This is a genomic window from Xanthomonas sp. 4461, assembly GCF_024806475.1.
Classification (GTDB): Bacteria; Pseudomonadota; Gammaproteobacteria; order Xanthomonadales; family Xanthomonadaceae; genus Xanthomonas; species Xanthomonas arboricola_F.
Genome location: NZ_JANTYV010000004.1, coordinates 428,994 through 447,693 on the forward strand (window position 1 = coordinate 428,994; position 18,700 = coordinate 447,693).

The following is an 18,700-nucleotide window of genomic DNA, read 5'->3' on the forward strand; positions in this document are numbered from 1 at the left end:
ATCCGGCCCGGGGAACAGGATTTTTGGCAGCCCTGACTGTGTCCTGCGCATGAAATTTCTACTCCATATCGATAAAACGAGCTGATCCATACGCCAAACAAAATTCGCTGTAACTGCCTCACCAGTTGCCTTTGCTGTGGTAGAAATTGCCAATTGGGGAAAGGAGCAACGGGGATGGATTTCATTGATCAACTGCGCGTACTTGCGACGCGCATTAGTACAACGCGTGCACTGATTCAGACGGAGGAAGCCACCAAGAATGCGATGGTGATGCCGCTGATCCAGATTCTTGGCTACAACGTCTTCGACCCACTCGAGGTCACACCCGAAATTGTGGCCGATGTAGGAACCAAGAAAGGCGAGAAGGTCGACTACGCGATACTTCGCGATGGCAAACCGATCATTCTTTTCGAGTGCAAGAAGGCGGGCGCTGAGCTGAGCATCAACCATGCCAGTCAACTTTTTCGCTACTTCCACGTCACTGCTGCCCGCTTCGGGGTTCTCACCAACGGCTTGGTCTATCGGTTCTTTACCGATCTTGAGCAACCCAACAAGATGGATGAGAAACCCTTCTTCGAGTTCAACGTCTTGGACTTCAAGGAACGCGACGTCGAGGAATTGAAGAAGTTTGCCAAGACGGCGTTCGATCTGGATAAGATCCTGACGACTGCCAATGAGTTGAAGTACACGCGCGCCATCCAAACCAGACTGACGGAATGGATGCATCAACCGACCGAAGAGTTCGTCAAACTGGTTTCAGCCGACCTCGTCGGAGCTCGGCGCTTTACGCCGGCGATCCGCGATCAGTTCACATCGATCACGCGTCGCGCCTTCGATCAGCTGGTTAGCGAGCGGATCAATGAACGGCTTAAAGGCGCCATGGCACCCGAGGCAATCTCCATCAGCGATCACGCTGCGCCTGTCATTGCAGAGCAACCGGCCGTCGCGACACCGCCGTTGCTGGCTGACCCTTTGATCGTCACCACTCCGGAAGAAATCGAAGGTTTCCACATCGTTCGGGCCATTGTGCGCGAAGTGATTCCTGGCAAGCGGGTCTTCATGCGGGATGCCCAAAGCTACTGCGCAGTGCTACTCGACGACAACAACAGAAAACCGATCTGCAGGCTGCGCTTCAACAATCTTCAAAGGCTTCGACTTGGTGTCTTCAATCAGGAAAAGGAAGAAGAGCAACTCGACCTCGGCTCGATCGACGACATCTACAGCTTTGCAGACAAGATCAAGGCCACTGTCGCATCTTACCTGCCTCAAGAGGCTTGATCGGGGGTTAGTGAAGGCTGGCTGATGCAGTCAATCAACCAGCTTCACTCCTGCTTACCCGAGATAATCGGACTGGTCGGTAGACGGAAGGTTCAGCCTCCAATCAACTGCCCAATCCTGAGCAGGTTGCCGTTCTCGTCGACAAGCGCAAATTCCCGCATTCCCCAGGGCTTGTCGCCGACAGGATCGAGCCGGGGGATGCCGTGCACCGGAAGGTCCGCCGCATGCATGGCGGCGTAGACCGCATCGACATCGCCAACCCGGATGTAGCACCCCGCATAGCAGGCAGCAGGATCCAGGTCCGGATGCACGAAGAAATGCAGCTCCACCTCGCCACGTGTCAGGATCGCGTAGCCGGCGTCGTGCGGATGCGCGTCGCCGACAAAGCCCAGCCGCCGGTAGAAGGCGAGCGTGCGCTCGATGGAGCGGGCCGGTAGCAGCGGAATCGTACGGTCTGGCACTTGGGCACTGGAAGTCATCGCTTTCTCGCAGTGGGAGAACGAAGTCGTCGCTGGGCGCAACGATACGCCACATCCGACAGATCGGTTGAGCGTTGTGCCGTCCTGTCTTGACTCGCTTCATTGGCGAGTAGCAAGATCTCGTTGCTGCGGCATATTCCGCAGCCGGGTTTAGCAGCCCGTAATCACAAGGCGCACCAGCGCCCATTGCACGATGTCGGCGCTTTTCTTTTGCCCGACGTGTCGCATGGGCAGGCGTGCCCGCTTTACGGCGGGCGGTGCGCGGAGACCGCAAGGTCTGCCGGTTCCTTGTGACCGGTCTGCTAACCGCGCATCGTTCGCCACCCTTGTTTAGCAGCGAGGTGGCGGACTTCCTATCGCACAAGGAGTTCGATATGACCCGCCCCAAAGCGACTGCCCATGCACGCTCTGCATCGCGATCCAAGCGCTCTGTTGTCGCGCGTACCGGATCAAGGCAGAGCTCGGTGTGCGCCGTGACCGACACGGAGTCGGCGGCAGATCCATCGCCAGCGCCCACCCCGCCCTTGCGCAAGCCCGGCTTCCGTATTCCCGAGCGGGTCACCATGAGCTGCCAGCACTACGACGTGCGGCGGGCCGAGGATGTCGTCGGCTGCGCAGTGCCCAAGCTGCGGCTCTCAGGCCGTTGGCTGGAACACTGCGGTTTCGCGGTTGGCGATGCGTTGCGGGTCACGGTGGGACGCGGCGTGGTGTTGATCAGCCGCGTGGCGCCTGCGGTACCTACGGTGAGATCGCGCCGAAAGTGACGCGCGTGGGTCGAGTGCGCTGATACGGCGCTTGCGTTGCTTCTCCCTGCACGGGAGAGGGAACGCTCTTTGCGCTTGTCCGGATTGGAGAAGGGAGGCTGCCTTGATCCTGTTTGCATTGAAGAAGGGAGGCTGCCTGTGCCGTCTGCACGCGAGAGGACAGTGTCCGTTTCGAAGCGGAGCTGTGAAGCAAAGCCGTGTGGCGCGCGTGCCGTCAGCGGCACAGAGCTTGTTGCCTGCACTGGCATCTGCACTGCGCCGCGCGACATGACATGCTTGGCCTCATCTACGCCCTCACCCACCTCCGGTTAGGCTCCCGCGCCGCATGGCCATGCGCAAGAAACACGACTTGCCTGAGAAACCCTGCATGCAGTGCGGGCGGCCGTTCCGTTGGCGCAAGAAATGGGAGCGCGTGTGGGACGAGGTGAAATACTGCTCCGACCGTTGCCGTGGCGAAAGCAAGCGGACGCGTCCGACTCCGTGACCTGCGCGGTGTGTTGATCGCCGATCGACAACACATGCAACTCCATTGCCAAACCGGCGCACACCGGCGCATGCGCGTAGTGTTGCGCGACATGCTTAGACTCTATCCGTCAGGCTGACGTCCATGCCGCCGCTTGAGCTAGCCACACCCGCACTGATTGGCGAATGTCAGTGGCAGACACACGGCATCTGATGGGTCACTGTACTTCCGTATCGATGGAGTTCTCTGCATGAAAATGGCTGTCTTCAGCACGCGCCCTTACGACAAGCGATTTCTCGACGAAGCGAAACTGCGCTTGAGGGAGCACTCCATAGCCGAGTTCGTTTACTTCGAAGCATCGCTGGATCTGCAGACCGTAGCATTGGCACAGGGTTGCGAGGTGGTGTGCGTGTTCGTCAACGACCGGCTCGATGCGGCCGTGTTGCAGGCATTGCACGCGATCGGTGTGCGCGCAGTGCTGCTGCGCTGCGCCGGCTTCAACAACATCGACCTCGCCGCAGCCAAGGCCCTGGAGTTGTTCGTGGCACGCGTACCGGCCTACTCACCCGAGGCGGTGGCCGAGCACACCCTGGCACTGGTGATGACGCTCAACCGCCAGACACACCGCGCTTACAACCGCGTGCGTGAGGGCAACTTCATGCTCAACGGCCTGCTTGGGCGCACCTTGCACGGCAAGACGGTCGGCCTTGTGGGCCTGGGCAAGATCGGCCTGGCGACCGCACGGATCTTTCGTGGCATGGGCTGCCGCATGCTCGGCTACGATCCCTATCCCTCGCCGGGATTCGATGGGCTCGGTGAGCGGGTCGCACTGGATGCGCTGTTCGCACAGGCCGATATCGTCTCGCTGCACTGCCCGCTGACGCCGGTCACCCAGCACCTCATCGACGATGCCGCGCTGGCGGCGATGAAGCCCGGCGCGATGCTGGTCAACACCTCACGCGGTGGGCTGGTGGATACCGATGCGGTGATCCGTGCACTCAAGTCCCGCCAGCTCGGTCATCTGGCCATCGATGTCTACGAGCAGGAAAGCGCCTTGTTCTTTCAGGACCGCTCCGGCGAGATCATCGACGACGACGTGTTCCAGCGCCTGATGACCTTCCCCAATGTGCTGGTCACCGGGCACCAGGGCTTTTTCACTGCCGAAGCACTTGAGGAGATCTCCGGGATCACCCTGCTGAATCTGGCGCATTTCGCCGCAGGCACGGCCTGCCCGAACCTGGTTCCGAGCGCCTGACTCCGCGTTTCCCTTTCACTCCCGCGCAGGTCCGACCATGTGGCAACAACTCTACGACCCGCTCGGTAACGCCAACCTCTCGGCATTGCTCGCCGCGCTGCCGGTGCTGTTCTTCCTGCTGGCGCTGACGCTGCTGCGGCTCAAGGGGCTCACCGCCGCGTCGCTGGCGGTGCTGGTCTCGGTGGCGGTGTCGTCGCTGGTGTTCGGCATGCCGCTGGCCAGCATCGTGGGCGCTGCGCTGCTGGGCATTGCCAACGGCCTCTTCCCGATCGGCTTCATCGTGCTGATGGCGGTATGGCTGTACAAGCTGGCGATCCGCAGCGGCAAGTTCGAGGTGATCCGCGGCAGCATCGCCACGGTGTCCGAAGACCAGCGCATCCAGGTGTTGCTGATCGCGTTCTGCTTCGGCGGATTTCTGGAAGGCGCTGCCGGTTTTGGCGTGCCGATCGCGATCTGCGCGGCGTTGCTGGTGGAGCTGGGCTTCCGTCCGCTCAAGGCGGCGATGTTGTGCCTGCTGGCCAACGGCGCGGCGGGCGCTTACGGGGCGATCGGCATCCCGGTGCTGGTGGGCGCGCAGCAGGGCGGCGTCCGCCTGGACGAGATGTCGCTGATGCTGATCGCGCTGGTGCAGGTCTGCGCACTGCTGGTGCCGGCGGGGCTGGTGGTGATGCTCGATGGCTGGCGGGGCGTGCGCGAGACCTGGCCGGTGCTGCTGTTTGTCGGCGTGGTGTTCAGTGGCGTGCAGACGCTGACCTTGTACTTCCTTGGGCCGGAACTGGTGGACATCCTCGGGCCGCTGGCCGGCATGGGCGGGCTGGCCCTGTTCATGCGGTTCTGGCGGCCCAGGCGCATCTACCGCGAAGCGCAGGCACCGCCGTGCTCCGCCCAGCGCTGGGCGCTTGCCCAGGTGCTGCGTGCGTGGTCGCCGTTCTACATCCTCACCGGCACGATCCTGGTATGGAGCCTGCCTGCGTTCAAGGCGCTGTTTGCCGCAGACGGCGCGTTGGCCGCCACGGTGCTGCATCTGCCCATCGGCCTGCTCGATCAACGCGTGCAGGAAGTGCCGCCATTGGTGGCCAGCGTGCGTACGCTGCCTGCGGTGTGGAATGTCGGTTGGCTCAACGCTTCCGGAACCGCAATCCTGATCGCTGCGGTGCTCACGGTGCTGCTGTCGCCGCGCTTGAACCTGCGCTCGGCAACTGGCGAGTTGGTCCAGTCCGCGCGCGAGATGTGGAGACCGCTGGCCACCGTGTCGCTGGTAATGGCGGTGGCCTATGTCACCAACTATTCCGGCGCGTCGTCGAGCATCGGTCTGGCGCTGGCGCAGGCCGGTGGCGTGTTTCCGCTGCTGTCGCCGGTGATCGGCTGGATGGGGGTGTTCATCACCGGCTCGGTGGTCAACAGCAACACCTTGTTTGCCCATCTGCAGGCGGTGACGGCGGCACAGATCGGCGTGTCTGCGCCGTTGCTGGTGGCGGCCAATACCGCCGGTGGCGTGATGGCCAAGCTGGTCTCGCCGCAATCGATTGCCATCGCCGCCGCTGCGGTCAAGTTGGTGGGGCAGGAGTCGGCGATCATGCGGACCACGCTGGCGGCAAGTCTTGGATTGCTGGTTTATGTCTGTCTTTGCACGTGGCTGTTGTCGATGCTGCTGCAATGATGCCGGTGGCGGCGTGTCAACTGGCTGCCGTAGCAGGTTGCTTGCACTGGCATGCTCCAGGCTGTGTCAGCGATTGGCGATGACCTGCCCGATCCGCAGCAGATTGCCGCTCTCGTCCACGATCGCAAATTCGCGCATGCCCCAGGGCTTGTCGCCCACCGGGTCGATCCTTGGAATTCCCCGGGCCGGGAGCGCCGCTGCCTGCATCGCTGCATGGATGGCATCGACATCGCCCACCCGCAGATAGCAACCCGCGTAGCAGCTCGCCGGATCCAGATCCGGGTGCGCGAAGAAGTGCAGCTCTACATCGCCGCGCCGCACAATCGCATACCCGGCATCATGCGGATGCGCATCGCCCTCGAAGCCAAGCCGGCGGTAAAAAGCCAGCGTCTGCGCAATGGCGCGGCTGGGCAGGATCGGGATGGTCTGGTCAGCGGTGTTGGCCTTGGCGTTCATCGTCAACTCGTTTGAAGTGGTAATGGGATTCAAACCGGGACGGCCATTGCTGGCCACACGAAGCGCTCAGATGCGCGCGCAACCAGTAACCACAGCTAGCCCCAGCTGCCGGGTGTACCAGCTCAGCTGGCGCAAGTATCCACCGATGCAGGAGCTGACTGCATACCCCAATGGCCGCACCAGCTTGTGGCCCCATCGCGTATAGGCGTCTCGTAGTGCCGGGGCCAGGCCCTGCAGCAGCGCGGTGCCCAGCTGGCTGACCAGCAGGTAGGCGAACACGTCGATGCCCAGCATATCCAGCAATGGCACAGCCGCTGCAAGTTCCGGATTCGATGCGATGCAGGCGATCACCAACGCGGTGACTGCAACGGCTGCCCTGCGATTCACGATGATTCGCCACATAGGGATGAACCCGCATACCGTCTCGATGTCAAAGATAGCAGCACCGTCCAGCCGACCCTGGCCTGCTGCTCGATCACGATGCCCGGACGCCCTGCCTGGCACCGGATGTGCTGAAAATGCGCATCAGCACCAGCACCAGCAGCACCACAAAGCTCAGCTCCCACACATAGAACGCGGCACCCACGTGGTCGATCATGACCTGATGGCCGGCCTCGTTTTTGTCGAACCGGGTTGCGCGGAAGGTATCCAGCCCGATCAGGCACGCCGCTACCAACAGCGCCGCCGCCAACTTGTCCACCTTGACGAAATAACACAGCCACGCCAGGAAGAACAACGGATTGCTCATCCATGCCACGCACTGGCCATCGACCACCTGCATCCAGCCAAGCAGCAGGATGACGAACCCACCCAGGTGATCATTGCCGCCGTGCAATGCAGGAAGGCACAGCGCAACCCCGTACAGCAGGGCCGATAACACGAGTAGAAAAAGCTTCACGGGCGTCCTTGTCCAGGATGAGGCGAGTGCGCGTGTTCGCTTGCGGAACTCCGGATCGCAGCTGCACGGGCGAGCTTGCTTACTATAGACAATGCGTGCACAGCTTTCACCGACGCCTTGCGCAGCCTGCCGGCGCGTTGGCGTGGACGGGCGACGCAGCAGGGACGTTGCTTCAAGCGTCGCCATGACATGCTTGAAGCACCAGCGCATGACTCCGGGACCCGGCGCCACCATGACGGCCCACGGGAGCAGCGCGTGTCGGCGCCGGTGCAGCGTCCGCTGCGGGCGAGCGCTGCACCGGCCCACGGAGCGGAAAATGGTGGGGAACGCGGTGACGTATCGTCCGGATCGCTGCCGCGGTGACGGCGGGCGGCATCGCCCGGCCCAGTCGTCTGCTGTCACGCCCGCCCGGGTTGGCATGCCTCGTAGCGCCTGTGCCAACCCGGGGGGCGGCCTTCCCCACACCCGGTTGCGGCTAACGTTTGCCGGCTTTTTTCGTAGCGCCCGCTCCGCTTGCCTGCTTGGCAGCGCTGCCCTTACGTGCCACGGCCATGTTGTCGACCAGGTTGGGATAGGGCCGGCCTGCTGCCTTGGCACGCTGTCTGGCCTGTGTCTTCTGCGCTGGGGAAAGCGAACTTGAGCGCGAGGCACGCTTCGGGTTCGGTTTTTTCCATGGCGCCGAGGCCTTGGCCTCGCGCTTCTTCGCAGTGCTGCGTGCAGAGGCGCTCTTGTTGGCCGAAGGCCGGCGAGCGGCTGTCTTTTTTGTCGCGGTCTTTTTTACCGCCCTTTTCTTCGCCGTCGCTTTCCTGACTGCGGCCTTCTTTGCGGCGGTCTTCTTTGCGGTGCGTCTTGCTGCGGTCTTCCCGGCGGTGCGTGTCTTCGCACCACTGGCGTCGGCAGCGGCCGTGCTGCTGGCCCTGCTGCTCTTCCCTGTCGCGGTCTTCGCGTTGGCTGCATCCTCCAGCCGCTGATACAGCCGCGCCGCCCAGCGCTGACCTGCATCGCCGCCCCAGAGCAGCCAGGCGATATAGCCAGCCGATGGCGCGCTACGATCGGCCCAGCCCTTGCCGTTCTTGTCCACGCTGTGACGCGCGAAATAGGCGTGCATGCGTCGAATGGTCTGGGTGGAAAGCGTTTTCTGCGCCGACAGATCGCGTGCACGCGCGACGCCGATCGCGGTACCGCCGCGCCCGTGCAGCTCACGCAAGCGCAGACCGCGCGCCGCTGCGTTGGCAACATTCCTGGGTGGCACTGTAGATATCGCCCGCTTTGCTGGTGTGCGTGCCACGAATTTCTCCGGTTGCATCGAGTTGCCATAGTGTTCGCAGGCGCCGTACTGCTGCATGTGAAGAGGCTGGCAACTGGCCGTGCACACCACACGGCGATGAATGTGACTCGGCGACACGCAAGCACGCCACGCGGCGCGCGGCGGCGCTGTCGCAAAGGGCGCGTCGGCGGCGACGTCCACCGCACCGGACGCAGCTGCAGATCAGCCTGCTTGGGACGCTGAATCGCCGTGCATGTGTCGCTACACTGGCCTGCCACGGCTATCGCAAGAGTGCTGCATGCGCCTGTTGAAGACCTCGTTCCACGCGGGCCTGCTCGCTGCCGCGATCGGCATTGTCCCCGCGCTTGCGCAGGCCGCCGACAAGGCGCCGTTGTCCAAATCGGCGCCGTCGAAACAGTCTGCCCGGTGGCAGGCCCTGAGCACGCGCAACCAACCGCATGCGCGCCATGAAAACAGCCTGGTGGCCATCGGCGACCGCCTGTATCTGATCGGCGGACGCGATCAGCGCCCGCTGGAGATCTTCGACACCCGCACGCGCCGCTGGTCGCAAGGCAGTGCGCCGCCGCTGATGGTGAGCCACGCACAGGCGGTGGTGTCGTCCGGCAAGCTGTATTTCGTGGGCGGCTTCACCGGCGACTATCCCGAGGAAGCGTCGCTGAGCAATCTGCTGATCTACGATCCCCGCACCGACCACTGGCAGGTCGGGCCGGAGATTCCCAAGCATCGCCGCCGCGGCGCGGCCGGAGCGGTGGAACACGACGGCGTGCTGTACCTGGTCGGCGGCAACACGCGCGGCCACATGAGCGGTTATGTGCCATGGCTGGATGCGTTCGACACCAGAACGCAGCAATGGACGCAGCTGGCCGATGCGCCGCATGCGCGCGACCATTTCCATGCGGCGGTGATCGACGGAAAACTCTATGCCGCCGGTGGCCGCAGGTCGGCACACGAAAGCGGCAACACCCTGGCGCAAACGATTTCCGAAGTCGATGTGTATGACATCACGCACGGCACCTGGTCGGTGGCACCGGCCGCGCTGCCGACGCAGCGCGCAGGCACTGCCGCCATCGCACACAATGGCCGCCTGCTGATCATCGGTGGCGAGAGCATGCGGCAGGTCAAGGCGCACGACGAAGTGGAAGCCTACGATCCGACCAGTTCCAGCTGGGCAACGCTGGCCGCACTACCGCAAGGGCGGCATGGCACCCAAGTTGCCGCCGTCGGCGACACTCTGTACATCGCGGCGGGCAGCGGTAACCGCGGCGGCGGGCCTGAGCTGGACGATGTGTTGATGTTGGATGAGGCGGAAGCCACACGCTAGGCAAGGTGGGCTGCATCCAAGCCCGATCGCAGTCCTGGCCCGAAGGGAAAGCGACGTGTCATGCGGGTCTCTCGGTAACGCTCCATCGCGGCCAGGGCCGCTCCTGCAGGAGCGGCGACTGGATCAGCTGAGGTCCCGACAGACGCTACTGGGCAAACTGCAATCCCAGCGACTTGACACGCACGCGTGTCAGCATCGCGTGCGAGGTCATGTAGAGGGTATGACCGTCGTTGCCGAACGCGCAGTTGGAGACGGCTTCACCGGTTTCGATACGGCCCAGGCGCTGCCCGGCCGGATCGAAGACGATGACGCCACCGGGGCCGGTGGCGAACAGGTAGCCGTCGGCGGACACCGCCATGCCGTCGGGCAGGCCGGGCGCATCCTTTGCCACCAGATCCGAGGCATCGGCGAACACGCGCTTGCCGGTGACGGCGCCTTGCGCATCCAGCGCGTAGGCTATCCAGATCGGTCGTTCCGGATCGGAATTGGACACGTACAAGGTGCGCTCATCGGGCGACAGCGCGATACCGTTGGGGAAGCTCAGGCTGTCGTCCAGCAGATGCACGCTGCCGTCGACATCCAGCCGGTACACACCATTGAAGCGCAATTGCTTGACCGGCGAGTCGTTGAGATCCTTCAAGCCGTACGGTGGGTCGGTGAAGAACACCACGCCGTCGCGACGACGCACCACGTCGTTGGGGCTATTGAAGCGCTTGCCGCCGAAGCTGGTGGCCAGCGGCGTCTTCTTGCGGGTGGCCGGATCGAGCCTGGCAACGATGCGGGTACCGGAATCGGCCAGCAATACGGTGCCATCGGGCTCGGCATACAGCCCGTTGGCACCGGCCTCGCGCAGCGTGGCCTGTTCCGGACCGGTATAGCCGGACGGCGACAGCAAGACCGACAACCCTGCCTCTTCGGACCAGCGATACAGCTTGTTTTCCGGCACATCGGTAAACAGCAGGTAGCCACCGTTGCGCACCCATGCCGGGCCTTCGGACCAGGTGAAGCCTTCGGTGAGCTTCTCGATGCGCGCGTCGCTGGCGACCACGTCGCTGAAGCTGCGATCGAAAGTTGTCAGATGCCCGATCGCAGAAAAGCGCGGCGGGGGCACCTCCTTCCTGGCGCAGGCGGCGAGGATCGCCAGCAGCGGAACGGCCAACAACAGATAGGGCGGCAAGCGCATCGGTCAGTCCAGTAACGAAGTCGAGCCATGATGCCATCATGCGTGTGCAGGTCTGCTGCGCACGCTGGCGACCGCGCTAGCGCCCGCCAGCCGCCGCAGGCACCGCCAGCACCGCATCCAAGGCCGGTTTGGGCCGGTGATTGCGATCGAACAGCAGCGGGTAATTGGTGCGGCCGGGCACCGGGTAATCGTTCTTCCACGACATGCCGTCGCTGACGCCCCAGACGCTCACGCGCGCAAGCTTGTCGCGCTTGCGCCAGAACAGCGCGAACAGCTCCGCATAGCGATCGCTCAGTTGCGCCTGTACGGCAGGCGGCAATCCATCGCGGTAAGGATCGAGAAAGCGCTTGAATTCCGGCAGCTGGAACTGCTTGTGCGCAAGCCCGGTGCCGATGACCTGGCCTTGCTTGGTGAGCGGCAGCACATCCACGTCGAGCTCGGTGATCATGACCTTGATGCCAAGTGCGGCGTATGCGTCGATGGCGTCCTCGATATCGCGCAGGCTGGGGTAGTCCAGGCCCCAGTGCCCTTGCATGCCGACGCCGTCGATACGGATGCCGGACTGCTGCAGCATCTTGACCATCCGCACGATGCCGTCGCGCTTGCTCGGCCGCCATGCATTGAAGTCGTTGTAGTAGAGCTCTGCATCCGGTGCATACCGCTGCGCAAAGGTGAAGGCATTCCGCACCACGGTGTCGCCGTCGCCGACCCGCTGCACCCAGTTGGTATCGCGGTAGCGCCCATCTTCGTCGATGATTTCATTGACCACGTCCCAGCCCTGCACCTTGCCGGCGTAGCGGCCCGCCACCAGCGCGATATGCTCGCGCATGCGCTCCAGTTGCTGCGCTGGCGTATTGGGCCGGCCATCGGCGGTGGTGAAGAACCAGTCCGGCGTCTGGTTGTGCCACACCAGGGTGTGGCCGACCACGAACATATGCTGCGCACGCGCTTCATCGACGAAGGCATCGGCGGCGGTGAAATCGTTGACGCCGCGACGCGGCGACACCACTTCGGCCTTCATCACGTTCTCGGGCGTGAGCGCATTGAAATGGCAGGCGACCAAGGCCGCCGACGCGGCGTCGTGGCCTGACACGATCTCGGCATTGACGGCGGTGCCGATCAGGAAGGCATCGGCATAGACCTGCTTGAGCGTCTGTGCCGGACAGGGAGAGGCGGCAACCGCCGACGGCGCAGCGCTGGCGGTTGCGCTGCCAGCCAGCATGCCGGCCAGCAACAAGAAGGAAAACCGGTGACGTGCAAACATGGCGGCAGCTCGTTGAGGAAGGCGCGGGCGACTGACCGGGGCGCAGGGACGACACTGCAGTGCAGCGTGTGTCGCAAGGGATGCGCAAGGCCATGGCACAGTCTGCCTAGGCCCACGACGGCGGTGATGCAGCATAGCCGCTTGCGTCTCCGCGGGCAGCGCCGACCTGCATCGGTACATGCATGCCGGCCAACAGCCGTGCCCAACGGCGTCGGGCAGTTGCGAGGACCAGTTGGCGCACCACTGTTGGCGTTGCTTCCAAGTCCAACGGCTGCGGAGCGACATGGCGCGTCGGCGACTCTGCGACACGAAGCCTCAGCAGTCGCGTCGATCATTGCGCGAAGATCGATGCACCGTTGGCAGTAGCATCGATCAACGCGCCTCCGTTGTGCGGAGCCTACTGCCACAGCCTGCGCCCGCGCGCGATGACAGATGCAGGCACGGCACTGCGCAATGAACAGCGGCACTGGCCGCGACAGGCTGCGTTGCCAGAAGATGATAGATGTCGCGCGCCGGAGCGGGATCCACGCGGCCGCTGGCAAGTTCTACAACGACAAACGCCCGGGAAGGCCAGGACCTTCCCGGGCGTTGAGCACGCGTTAGTTGCTTTGGGTGAAGCTGATGCGCGGCGACGAACCGCCCGAGGCAGTGCAGCTGCCGAGGGTCAGGTTGTTCTGCTCGAACGTGGTGCCGGCGTTGCCCAGACACGTCGGGGCATTGGTCGTGCCGTCGTTGACGGCCACGTTCACGGTAACGCTCGAGCCGCGATTGAAGGACACCACCGGATTGACGCTGCCATTGCCGAAGATATTGAACTCGGACTGCCGCCAGATCTTGTTGATGTTCAACGTCGAGGCGGGCTGGTTCACGCTATAGGCCTGGCCGTTGACCGAGAACGAGACGGTGTCCACACCACCAGCGGTCGCCGAGCCGGTCAGCTTGATGCTACCGATGTTCTTCACCGCCACCAGCGGTGCGTCCACTGCGTCGCTATTGCGATAACAGGCGTTCTGGTCGGGATAGGCATACCAGCCGGACGGGCAGCCGACCGCGTTGTACTGCGAGGCGCTACCGGCAAAGAACCAGTCCTGGATGAAGGCGATCGGAGTGCGGCCATTGCCGGCGTCGCCGTCACCATCGGTGGAGTAGATGAACTGCTCCCAGGTCTGGCACGTGGAGTAACCGAACTGCGAGCAGGTGCTGGGATTACTGGCGATGTCGGTATTGATCTGCAACGAATAATCGGCCACGCCGGTGGTCACGCCGCTCACGCTCGGGAACGAGCCCACGGCAGAGCGTGTGGACCTGCCGGTGCGTGCAGCGTAGTCGGTGCCGTTACCGACCGTGAAGGAACCACCGTTGCGCGCGGTAGTGGTGCGGCCATTGCCATTGGTGACGGCCGGCGGCACCGACACGAGCTTGGGTGGCGCCGCACAACGTGTCGCCTGCCAGCCATTGTTCGGGAACGCCGAGCGGAAGCAACCTTCCATCGACGGCGCTTGCTGATGGATCGTCGCTTCCCAGGACGACAGGGCCTCGGCGCGACCGGCGGCGTTGATGGCCGCGCTCTGGGTCGCGGCCCCTGCGCTGGCCACACTTCCGATGATGCAGGCAACAAGCACTGACCTTGAACCGATCTTCTTCATTTCCGTTCCTTATGGACGTGGAGCAACCGATCTTCCTCGCACCGCCGAGCCCCCCATGCGGCGCCAGGAAGCGATGTCCTGGAAAGCGAAGTCAACAATTCGGTAAATGCGCCAACTTTGGGCTCTGTCACGCTCTTGTGTTAACCGGGCATAGCCGTGACGTCGATGCTGCGTTACGGCATTTCGCAATGCGGGCCTTCGTTGCGCGCGCGCGCCCCCCCAACCATTGCCTTGACATGGCCGGACCGAACTGCGTGCCTCGACGGCGCCATGCGGCGCACGTGCTCAAGCCGCCTCCATCACGCAAGCGTCGTGGCAGGCGGCTTTCCTGAGAGGTTTGTCATGGCATGGCCGACCAGTTTGGCCGCACCCGAGCACGCCTGCTGTCTGAGCAGGCGTTGTCTCTAACGCTGGCTGCCGGGTAAGTGACTGCAGCGACAGGTCATGCGCAATCCATCACTGCGCCACGATCTGCGCCTGCGCGGCATCCAGGCTGTCCGATTCGACATGCAGCGTGATGGTGCCGCGTGCGCCCGCCTTCGCCCTCACGATCGCCAGGCACAGCCCGTTGAAGGCATTGTGTTGCGGCGAGCCGAACGACTCCAGGTTGGTGGGGTCGCCGTTGTCGGTTGCGACCAGCTCGCCCGGGCCGTCGATCCGGAACCGCAGGCGGTCGCCGGCAGTGGGCGCAGGACGTCCATCGCGATCCAACAGCCGCACGGTGACGAAGCTCAGATCACGGCCGTCGCCACGGATGCTGCTGCGGTCGGGCGTGACCTGCATGCGCGCGGCGGTGCCGGCGGTCTGCACCTGGTCGCTGGCCCATGGCTTGCCGTCCTTGTACGCCTGCACGCGCAGCTCGCCGGGCTGGTAGACCACCTCGTCCCAGCGCAACCGGTATTGCAGCGGGCCCTTGCGCTTGCGCCCCTGCGAGACGCCATTGACGAACAGCTCGGCCTCGTCGCCGGAGGTGAACACATGCACCGGTGTCACCTGGCCCTCGCGACCGGGCCAGCTCCAGTGCGGCAGCAGATGCGCCATCGGCAGATCAGGGCGCCAACGCGACTGGTACAGCCAGTAGCGGTCCTTGGGAAAACCGGCCAGATCCAAGATGCCCGAATACGAACTGCGCGAGCTGTAGTACGGCGTGGGCTCGCCCAGATAATCGAAGCCGGTCCAGACGAATTCGCCGGCAACATACCGATGCCGGTCCAGCGCGGCGAACACCTTGTCGGGGCTGGAGCCGAAGTCCACCGCATGCAGTTCGTAGGCGCTGACCTGATGCGCAACCGAGTCGCCGCCACGCCCATCGCGCACCGGCGCGCTGGTGTCCGGCGTCACCGGAAACAGGTACACGCCGCGGCTGCTCAACGCCGAAGCGGTCTCGCTGCTGAGGATGGCCTTGTGCGGAAACTTCGCATGGAATGCCGGGTATTGCGGTTGCTTGCGGATGCGCTCGGTGCCTTCGAACTCCGGCGTATCGCGGATGCCTTCGCCCTGGTAGTTGAGGCTGATGACATCCAGCGCAGCGGGCAGCGGCATTTCGGGCGAGGCGTAGTTCATCGCCACCGTGGCCGGGCGCGATGGATCTTCGTCATGCACGATCGCATGCAGGGTGCGTGCGATCGCCGCGCCCTGCTCGCCGGTGTATTGCTCGCCGACTTCGTTGCCGACACTCCACAGCATCACCGAGGGATGGTTGCGGTCGCGCCGCAACATGGCGCGCAGGTCCGGCTCGTGCCATTGCCCAAACACCAGATGGAAATCCAGCGGGGTCTTCTTCATCTCCCAACTGTCGAACACCTCGTCCACCACCAGCAGGCCCATGCGGTCGGTGAGTTCCAGCAGCTCCGGCGCGGGCGGGTTATGGCTCATGCGGATGGCATTGGCGCCCATCTGCTGCAGCAACTGCAGCTGGCGCTCGGCGGCGCGCACATTGAACGCAGCACCGAGCGCGCCGAGGTCGTGATGGTTGTTCACCCCACGAATCGGCACATGCTCGCCGTTGACCAGCAGACCCTTGCCGGCATCGAACACGATGCTGCGGATACCGAACGGGGTCCGATAGCGATCCACCACCTGCCCCTGCTGGCGCACCTCGGTCACCGCGACATAGCGATGCGGCTGCTGGGTGGGCGGTGGGCCCCACAGGCGTGGTGCGTCGATCTGCACGCGCCCCTGCACGCGGGCGCTGCCACCGGCAGGTACGGCAATCTGCGTTGCGGGAATCTGCGCGACCGCCGCGCCGCTGGGGTTGCCGCTTGCCGCGTCGAGCACGTAGATGGCAGTGCTGACCTGCGCCTGCGCGGCAGTGCGCGCGGCGTTGTCCAACGTGACAGCCAGGTGGATCTGTGCAGATGCCGCCGATACCTGGGGCGTAGTGAGCTGCGTGCCCCACTGCGCGACATGCAGCGGCGCGGTCTTGGTGAGCCACACATGGCGATACAGCCCGCCACCGGGATACCAGCGTGCCGAGTCGGGTGGATTGTCCAGACGGATCGCCAGCTGGTTGCGTGCACCGACAATCGCATACGGCGTCAGATCCACACGCCAGGAGCTGTAGCCGTAAGGCCAGCCGCCGACCAGCTGGCCGTTGAGCCAGACCGTGGCATAGGACATGGCGCCATCGAGATCGAGAAACAGCGAGCGGCCGCGATCGCTGGCCGGAATGTCCAGCGTCTTGCGATACCAGCCGATGCCCCAGCTGGGCAGGCGCCCCATGCCGCCGTAAGGACCATCGGCCAGGAACGGCCCGGCGATGGCCCAGTCGTGCGGCAGGTCCACCGGTTGCCAGCGGCTGTCGTCGAAGTGCGGCTGCACATATGCCACGGTATGAGCCGGATTGCCGGGCGGGCGTCGATGCCGTTGCGCGGGGTCGGCAATGAACGCATTGGCGGTTGGCAGAATCCACGGCTTGAGCACGTCCTTGGCCGATGGATGCAGCTGCTGCGCCTGATCCGGGCGTGCATCGGCCACCTTGCCGTCTTCGCTGCGCAGCACCTGCGGACGCGCATCGTAATCGAGCACCACCGTATTTCCCGGTGGGTCGCCACGCTGAAAGCGCCACTGCGCGTCGAGCGACACACGCTCGCGTGGCGCATCGGTTTGTGCGGTGGCGTGCAGCGGAGCCAGTGCAACGCCGGCGCAGGTCATGACGGCGCAGATCAGGCGTAAGGCGTTGCGCCACACCTCAGCGCGTGGGAAGCGTGCCTGGGTCATACGCTGGGCCTCTGCGCTTGCGTACGGGGTGACCTTGCACGCCGATGCGGCGTCGTACCGGCATCGCACACGCAGCGCAACCACTGCATCACAGCTTGTAGGCCTGCTTGGGCAGCCGATACGCAAGGTCCATCGCCACCTCCACCGCTTCGTCTTCCTCCAGCCGGTGCTCGGCGACCAGCTTGGCCAGGAACGCGCTGTCCACGCGCCGCGCCACATCGTGGCGGGCCGGGATCGACAGGAAGGCACGCGTATCGTCGTTGAAGCCCACCGTGTTGTAGAAGCCGGCACTGGCCAGGGTCTGCTCGCGGAACCGCCACATGCCCTCGGGTGCGTCATGGAACCACCACGCCGGGCCCAGCAGCAGCGACGGGTAATGGCCGGCCAATGGCGCCAGTTCGCGGCTGTAGCTGGTTTCGTCCAGGGTGAAGACGATCAGGCGCAGGCGCGGGTCGTTGCCGTGGCGATCCAGCAAGGGTTTGAGCGCATGCACGTAGTCGGTGCGCATCGGAATATCGGCTCCCTTGTCGCGCCCGTAGCGTGCGAACAGCGACCGGTTGTGGTTGCGAAAGCAACCCGGATGCAGCTGCATCACCAGGCCATCGTCCAGGCTCATCGCCGCCATTTCGGTCAGCACCTGCGCGCGGAACAGCTCGGCCTGCGCGGGTGTCGCCGCACCACGCACAACAGTCTCGAACAGGCGTTGCGCCTCATTCGCCGACAGATCGGCGGTAGCGGCGCTGGGATGCCCGTGGTCGGTCGACGTCGCACCGTGCGCGGCAAAGAACGCGCGGCGCTGCCGATGCGCACGCAGGTAGCCCTGCCAGGTCAACACATCTTCGCCGGTGAGGGCGCCGAACTGCTGCAGCGCGCCGGCAAACTGCTCGTGCTCGGGGTCGACCACCGGGTCCGGACGATACGCGGTGAGCACGCGTCCCTTCCAGCCGCTGTCGCGAATGGCCGCGTGATGCTGCAGCGTGTCCAGCGGCGATTCGGTGGTGGCGATCACCTCGATATTGAAACGCTCGAACAGCGCGCGCGGGCGAAAGCCAGGCGTCTGCAGCGCTGCCGTGATGTGGTCGTAGTAGTGATCGGCGGTGCCGGCATCCAGGCGGATGCGTAGATCGAAGACGGTGTGGAAGACATGATTGAGCCACACCGCCGAAGGCGTGCCCCGTAGCGAGGTGAAGTGCGCGGCAAACACGCGCCACGCCGCGCGCGGGTCCACCGGTGCGCGCGTGCCGTCGGCACGCGGAATGCCCAGCGCATCCAGGTCGATCCCCTGGCTGTAAAGCATGCGGAACACGTAGTGATCGGGCACCAGCAACAGCTCGGTGGCATTGGCGAACGCGGCATCGGTCGCAAACCAGGCCGGGTCGGTGTGGCCGTGCGGGCTGATGATGGGCAGCGTGGCGATCTGCGCATACACCCGGCGCGCGATCGCCCGCGTGCCGGGGTCGGCCGGCAACAGGCGGTCGTCGTGCAAGGTCAACGGCAAGGAGGTAGACATGGGGTCGGGGTACCAG

The 18,700-nt window shown here is 64.3% G+C and carries 16 protein-coding genes; 6 read left to right on the top strand and 10 right to left on the bottom strand.

What is annotated here, in order from left to right; translation table 11 throughout:
- The first annotated feature begins 174 nt into the window (after positions 1-174).
- Complete coding sequence (locus FHY19_RS16600) at positions 175-1,278, top strand: type I restriction endonuclease (protein WP_259167291.1); 1,104 nt, start codon at positions 175-177, stop codon at positions 1,276-1,278.
- 92 nt (positions 1,279-1,370) lie between these two features.
- On the opposite strand, the gene FHY19_RS16605 is transcribed toward FHY19_RS16600, so the two are convergent.
- Entirely contained in the window at positions 1,371-1,757 is a 387-nt protein-coding gene (locus FHY19_RS16605; RefSeq protein ID WP_259167292.1) for a VOC family protein, read from the bottom strand.
- A gap of 473 nt (positions 1,758-2,230) precedes the next feature.
- On the opposite strand from FHY19_RS16605, the gene FHY19_RS16610 reads away from it, so the two are divergent.
- The 4 genes from FHY19_RS16610 to FHY19_RS16625 all read left to right on the top strand — a co-directional run bounded on the left by FHY19_RS16610 (position 2,231) and on the right by FHY19_RS16625 (position 5,899).
- Entirely contained in the window at positions 2,231-2,521 is a 291-nt protein-coding gene (locus tag FHY19_RS16610; RefSeq protein ID WP_259167293.1) for a SymE family type I addiction module toxin, read from the top strand.
- Positions 2,522-2,846: 325 nt separating this feature from the next.
- On the top strand, positions 2,847-3,005 hold the full coding sequence (locus FHY19_RS16615; protein ID WP_259167294.1) for a DUF2256 domain-containing protein: 159 nt from the start codon (positions 2,847-2,849) through the stop codon (positions 3,003-3,005).
- A 229-nt stretch (positions 3,006-3,234) separates the two neighbouring features.
- Positions 3,235-4,239, top strand: coding sequence for a 2-hydroxyacid dehydrogenase (locus FHY19_RS16620; RefSeq protein WP_259167295.1), 1,005 nt, complete (start codon positions 3,235-3,237; stop codon positions 4,237-4,239).
- 37 nt (positions 4,240-4,276) lie between these two features.
- Complete coding sequence (locus FHY19_RS16625) at positions 4,277-5,899, top strand: lactate permease LctP family transporter (RefSeq protein WP_259167298.1); 1,623 nt, start codon at positions 4,277-4,279, stop codon at positions 5,897-5,899.
- 66 nt (positions 5,900-5,965) lie between these two features.
- Here the strand turns inward: FHY19_RS16625 and FHY19_RS16630 are convergent, their stop codons facing one another.
- From FHY19_RS16630 to FHY19_RS16645, 4 genes are all read right to left on the bottom strand, one after another.
- Positions 5,966-6,355 (bottom strand): VOC family protein, encoded by a 390-nt coding sequence (locus FHY19_RS16630; protein WP_259159938.1) that lies wholly within the window; start codon positions 6,353-6,355, stop codon positions 5,966-5,968.
- Between the two features lie 66 nt (positions 6,356-6,421).
- Positions 6,422-6,742 carry a hypothetical protein gene (locus FHY19_RS16635; protein WP_259159939.1) on the bottom strand — a complete coding sequence of 107 codons (321 nt, stop codon included), beginning with the start codon at positions 6,740-6,742 and terminating at the stop codon, positions 6,422-6,424.
- Positions 6,743-6,830: 88 nt separating this feature from the next.
- A complete protein-coding gene (locus FHY19_RS16640) occupies positions 6,831-7,253 on the bottom strand; it encodes a hypothetical protein (RefSeq protein WP_259167370.1) in 423 nt (140 codons plus the stop codon).
- A gap of 475 nt (positions 7,254-7,728) precedes the next feature.
- A complete protein-coding gene (locus tag FHY19_RS16645) occupies positions 7,729-8,598 on the bottom strand; it encodes a DNA-binding protein (protein ID WP_259167299.1) in 870 nt (289 codons plus the stop codon).
- Between the two features lie 220 nt (positions 8,599-8,818).
- On the opposite strand from FHY19_RS16645, the gene FHY19_RS16650 reads away from it, so the two are divergent.
- Entirely contained in the window at positions 8,819-9,862 is a 1,044-nt protein-coding gene (locus FHY19_RS16650; RefSeq protein ID WP_259167300.1) for a kelch repeat-containing protein, read from the top strand.
- 145 nt (positions 9,863-10,007) lie between these two features.
- On the opposite strand, the gene FHY19_RS16655 is transcribed toward FHY19_RS16650, so the two are convergent.
- The 5 genes from FHY19_RS16655 to uxaC form a co-directional block, all read right to left on the bottom strand.
- Positions 10,008-11,045: an SMP-30/gluconolactonase/LRE family protein gene (locus FHY19_RS16655; protein WP_259167301.1), complete on the bottom strand. Its 1,038-nt coding sequence runs from the start codon at positions 11,043-11,045 to the stop codon at positions 10,008-10,010.
- 76 nt (positions 11,046-11,121) lie between these two features.
- The gene (locus FHY19_RS16660) at positions 11,122-12,267 is read right to left on the bottom strand and encodes an endo-1,4-beta-xylanase (protein WP_326521147.1); all 1,146 of its coding nucleotides are present in this window, start codon (positions 12,265-12,267) and stop codon (positions 11,122-11,124) included.
- Between the two features lie 641 nt (positions 12,268-12,908).
- A complete protein-coding gene (locus FHY19_RS16665; protein WP_259167303.1) occupies positions 12,909-13,955 on the bottom strand; it encodes a hypothetical protein in 1,047 nt (348 codons plus the stop codon).
- Positions 13,956-14,411: 456 nt separating this feature from the next.
- Positions 14,412-17,108, bottom strand: coding sequence for a beta-galactosidase GalB (galB, locus tag FHY19_RS16670; RefSeq protein WP_259167371.1), 2,697 nt, complete (start codon positions 17,106-17,108; stop codon positions 14,412-14,414).
- Between the two features lie 154 nt (positions 17,109-17,262).
- On the bottom strand, positions 17,263-18,684 hold the full coding sequence (uxaC, locus tag FHY19_RS16675; RefSeq protein ID WP_259167304.1) for a glucuronate isomerase: 1,422 nt from the start codon (positions 18,682-18,684) through the stop codon (positions 17,263-17,265).
- Positions 18,685-18,700: the final 16 nt, after the last annotated feature.

Coding starts and splice junctions, on each gene's coding strand:
- FHY19_RS16660 (WP_326521147.1), bottom strand. CDS start 12,267: ATGCTGGCTGGCAGCGCAACCGCCAGCGCTGCGCCGTCGGCGGTTGCC.
- FHY19_RS16615 (WP_259167294.1), top strand. CDS start 2,847: ATGGCCATGCGCAAGAAACACGACTTGCCTGAGAAACCCTGCATGCAG.
- FHY19_RS16625 (WP_259167298.1), top strand. CDS start 4,277: ATGTGGCAACAACTCTACGACCCGCTCGGTAACGCCAACCTCTCGGCA.
- uxaC (WP_259167304.1), bottom strand. CDS start 18,684: ATGTCTACCTCCTTGCCGTTGACCTTGCACGACGACCGCCTGTTGCCG.
- galB (WP_259167371.1), bottom strand. CDS start 17,108: ATGACCTGCGCCGGCGTTGCACTGGCTCCGCTGCACGCCACCGCACAA.
- FHY19_RS16605 (WP_259167292.1), bottom strand. CDS start 1,757: ATGACTTCCAGTGCCCAAGTGCCAGACCGTACGATTCCGCTGCTACCG.
- FHY19_RS16655 (WP_259167301.1), bottom strand. CDS start 11,045: ATGCGCTTGCCGCCCTATCTGTTGTTGGCCGTTCCGCTGCTGGCGATC.
- FHY19_RS16600 (WP_259167291.1), top strand. CDS start 175: ATGGATTTCATTGATCAACTGCGCGTACTTGCGACGCGCATTAGTACA.
- FHY19_RS16620 (WP_259167295.1), top strand. CDS start 3,235: ATGAAAATGGCTGTCTTCAGCACGCGCCCTTACGACAAGCGATTTCTC.
- FHY19_RS16650 (WP_259167300.1), top strand. CDS start 8,819: ATGCGCCTGTTGAAGACCTCGTTCCACGCGGGCCTGCTCGCTGCCGCG.
- FHY19_RS16630 (WP_259159938.1), bottom strand. CDS start 6,355: ATGAACGCCAAGGCCAACACCGCTGACCAGACCATCCCGATCCTGCCC.
- FHY19_RS16645 (WP_259167299.1), bottom strand. CDS start 8,598: ATGCAGCAGTACGGCGCCTGCGAACACTATGGCAACTCGATGCAACCG.
- FHY19_RS16665 (WP_259167303.1), bottom strand. CDS start 13,955: ATGAAGAAGATCGGTTCAAGGTCAGTGCTTGTTGCCTGCATCATCGGA.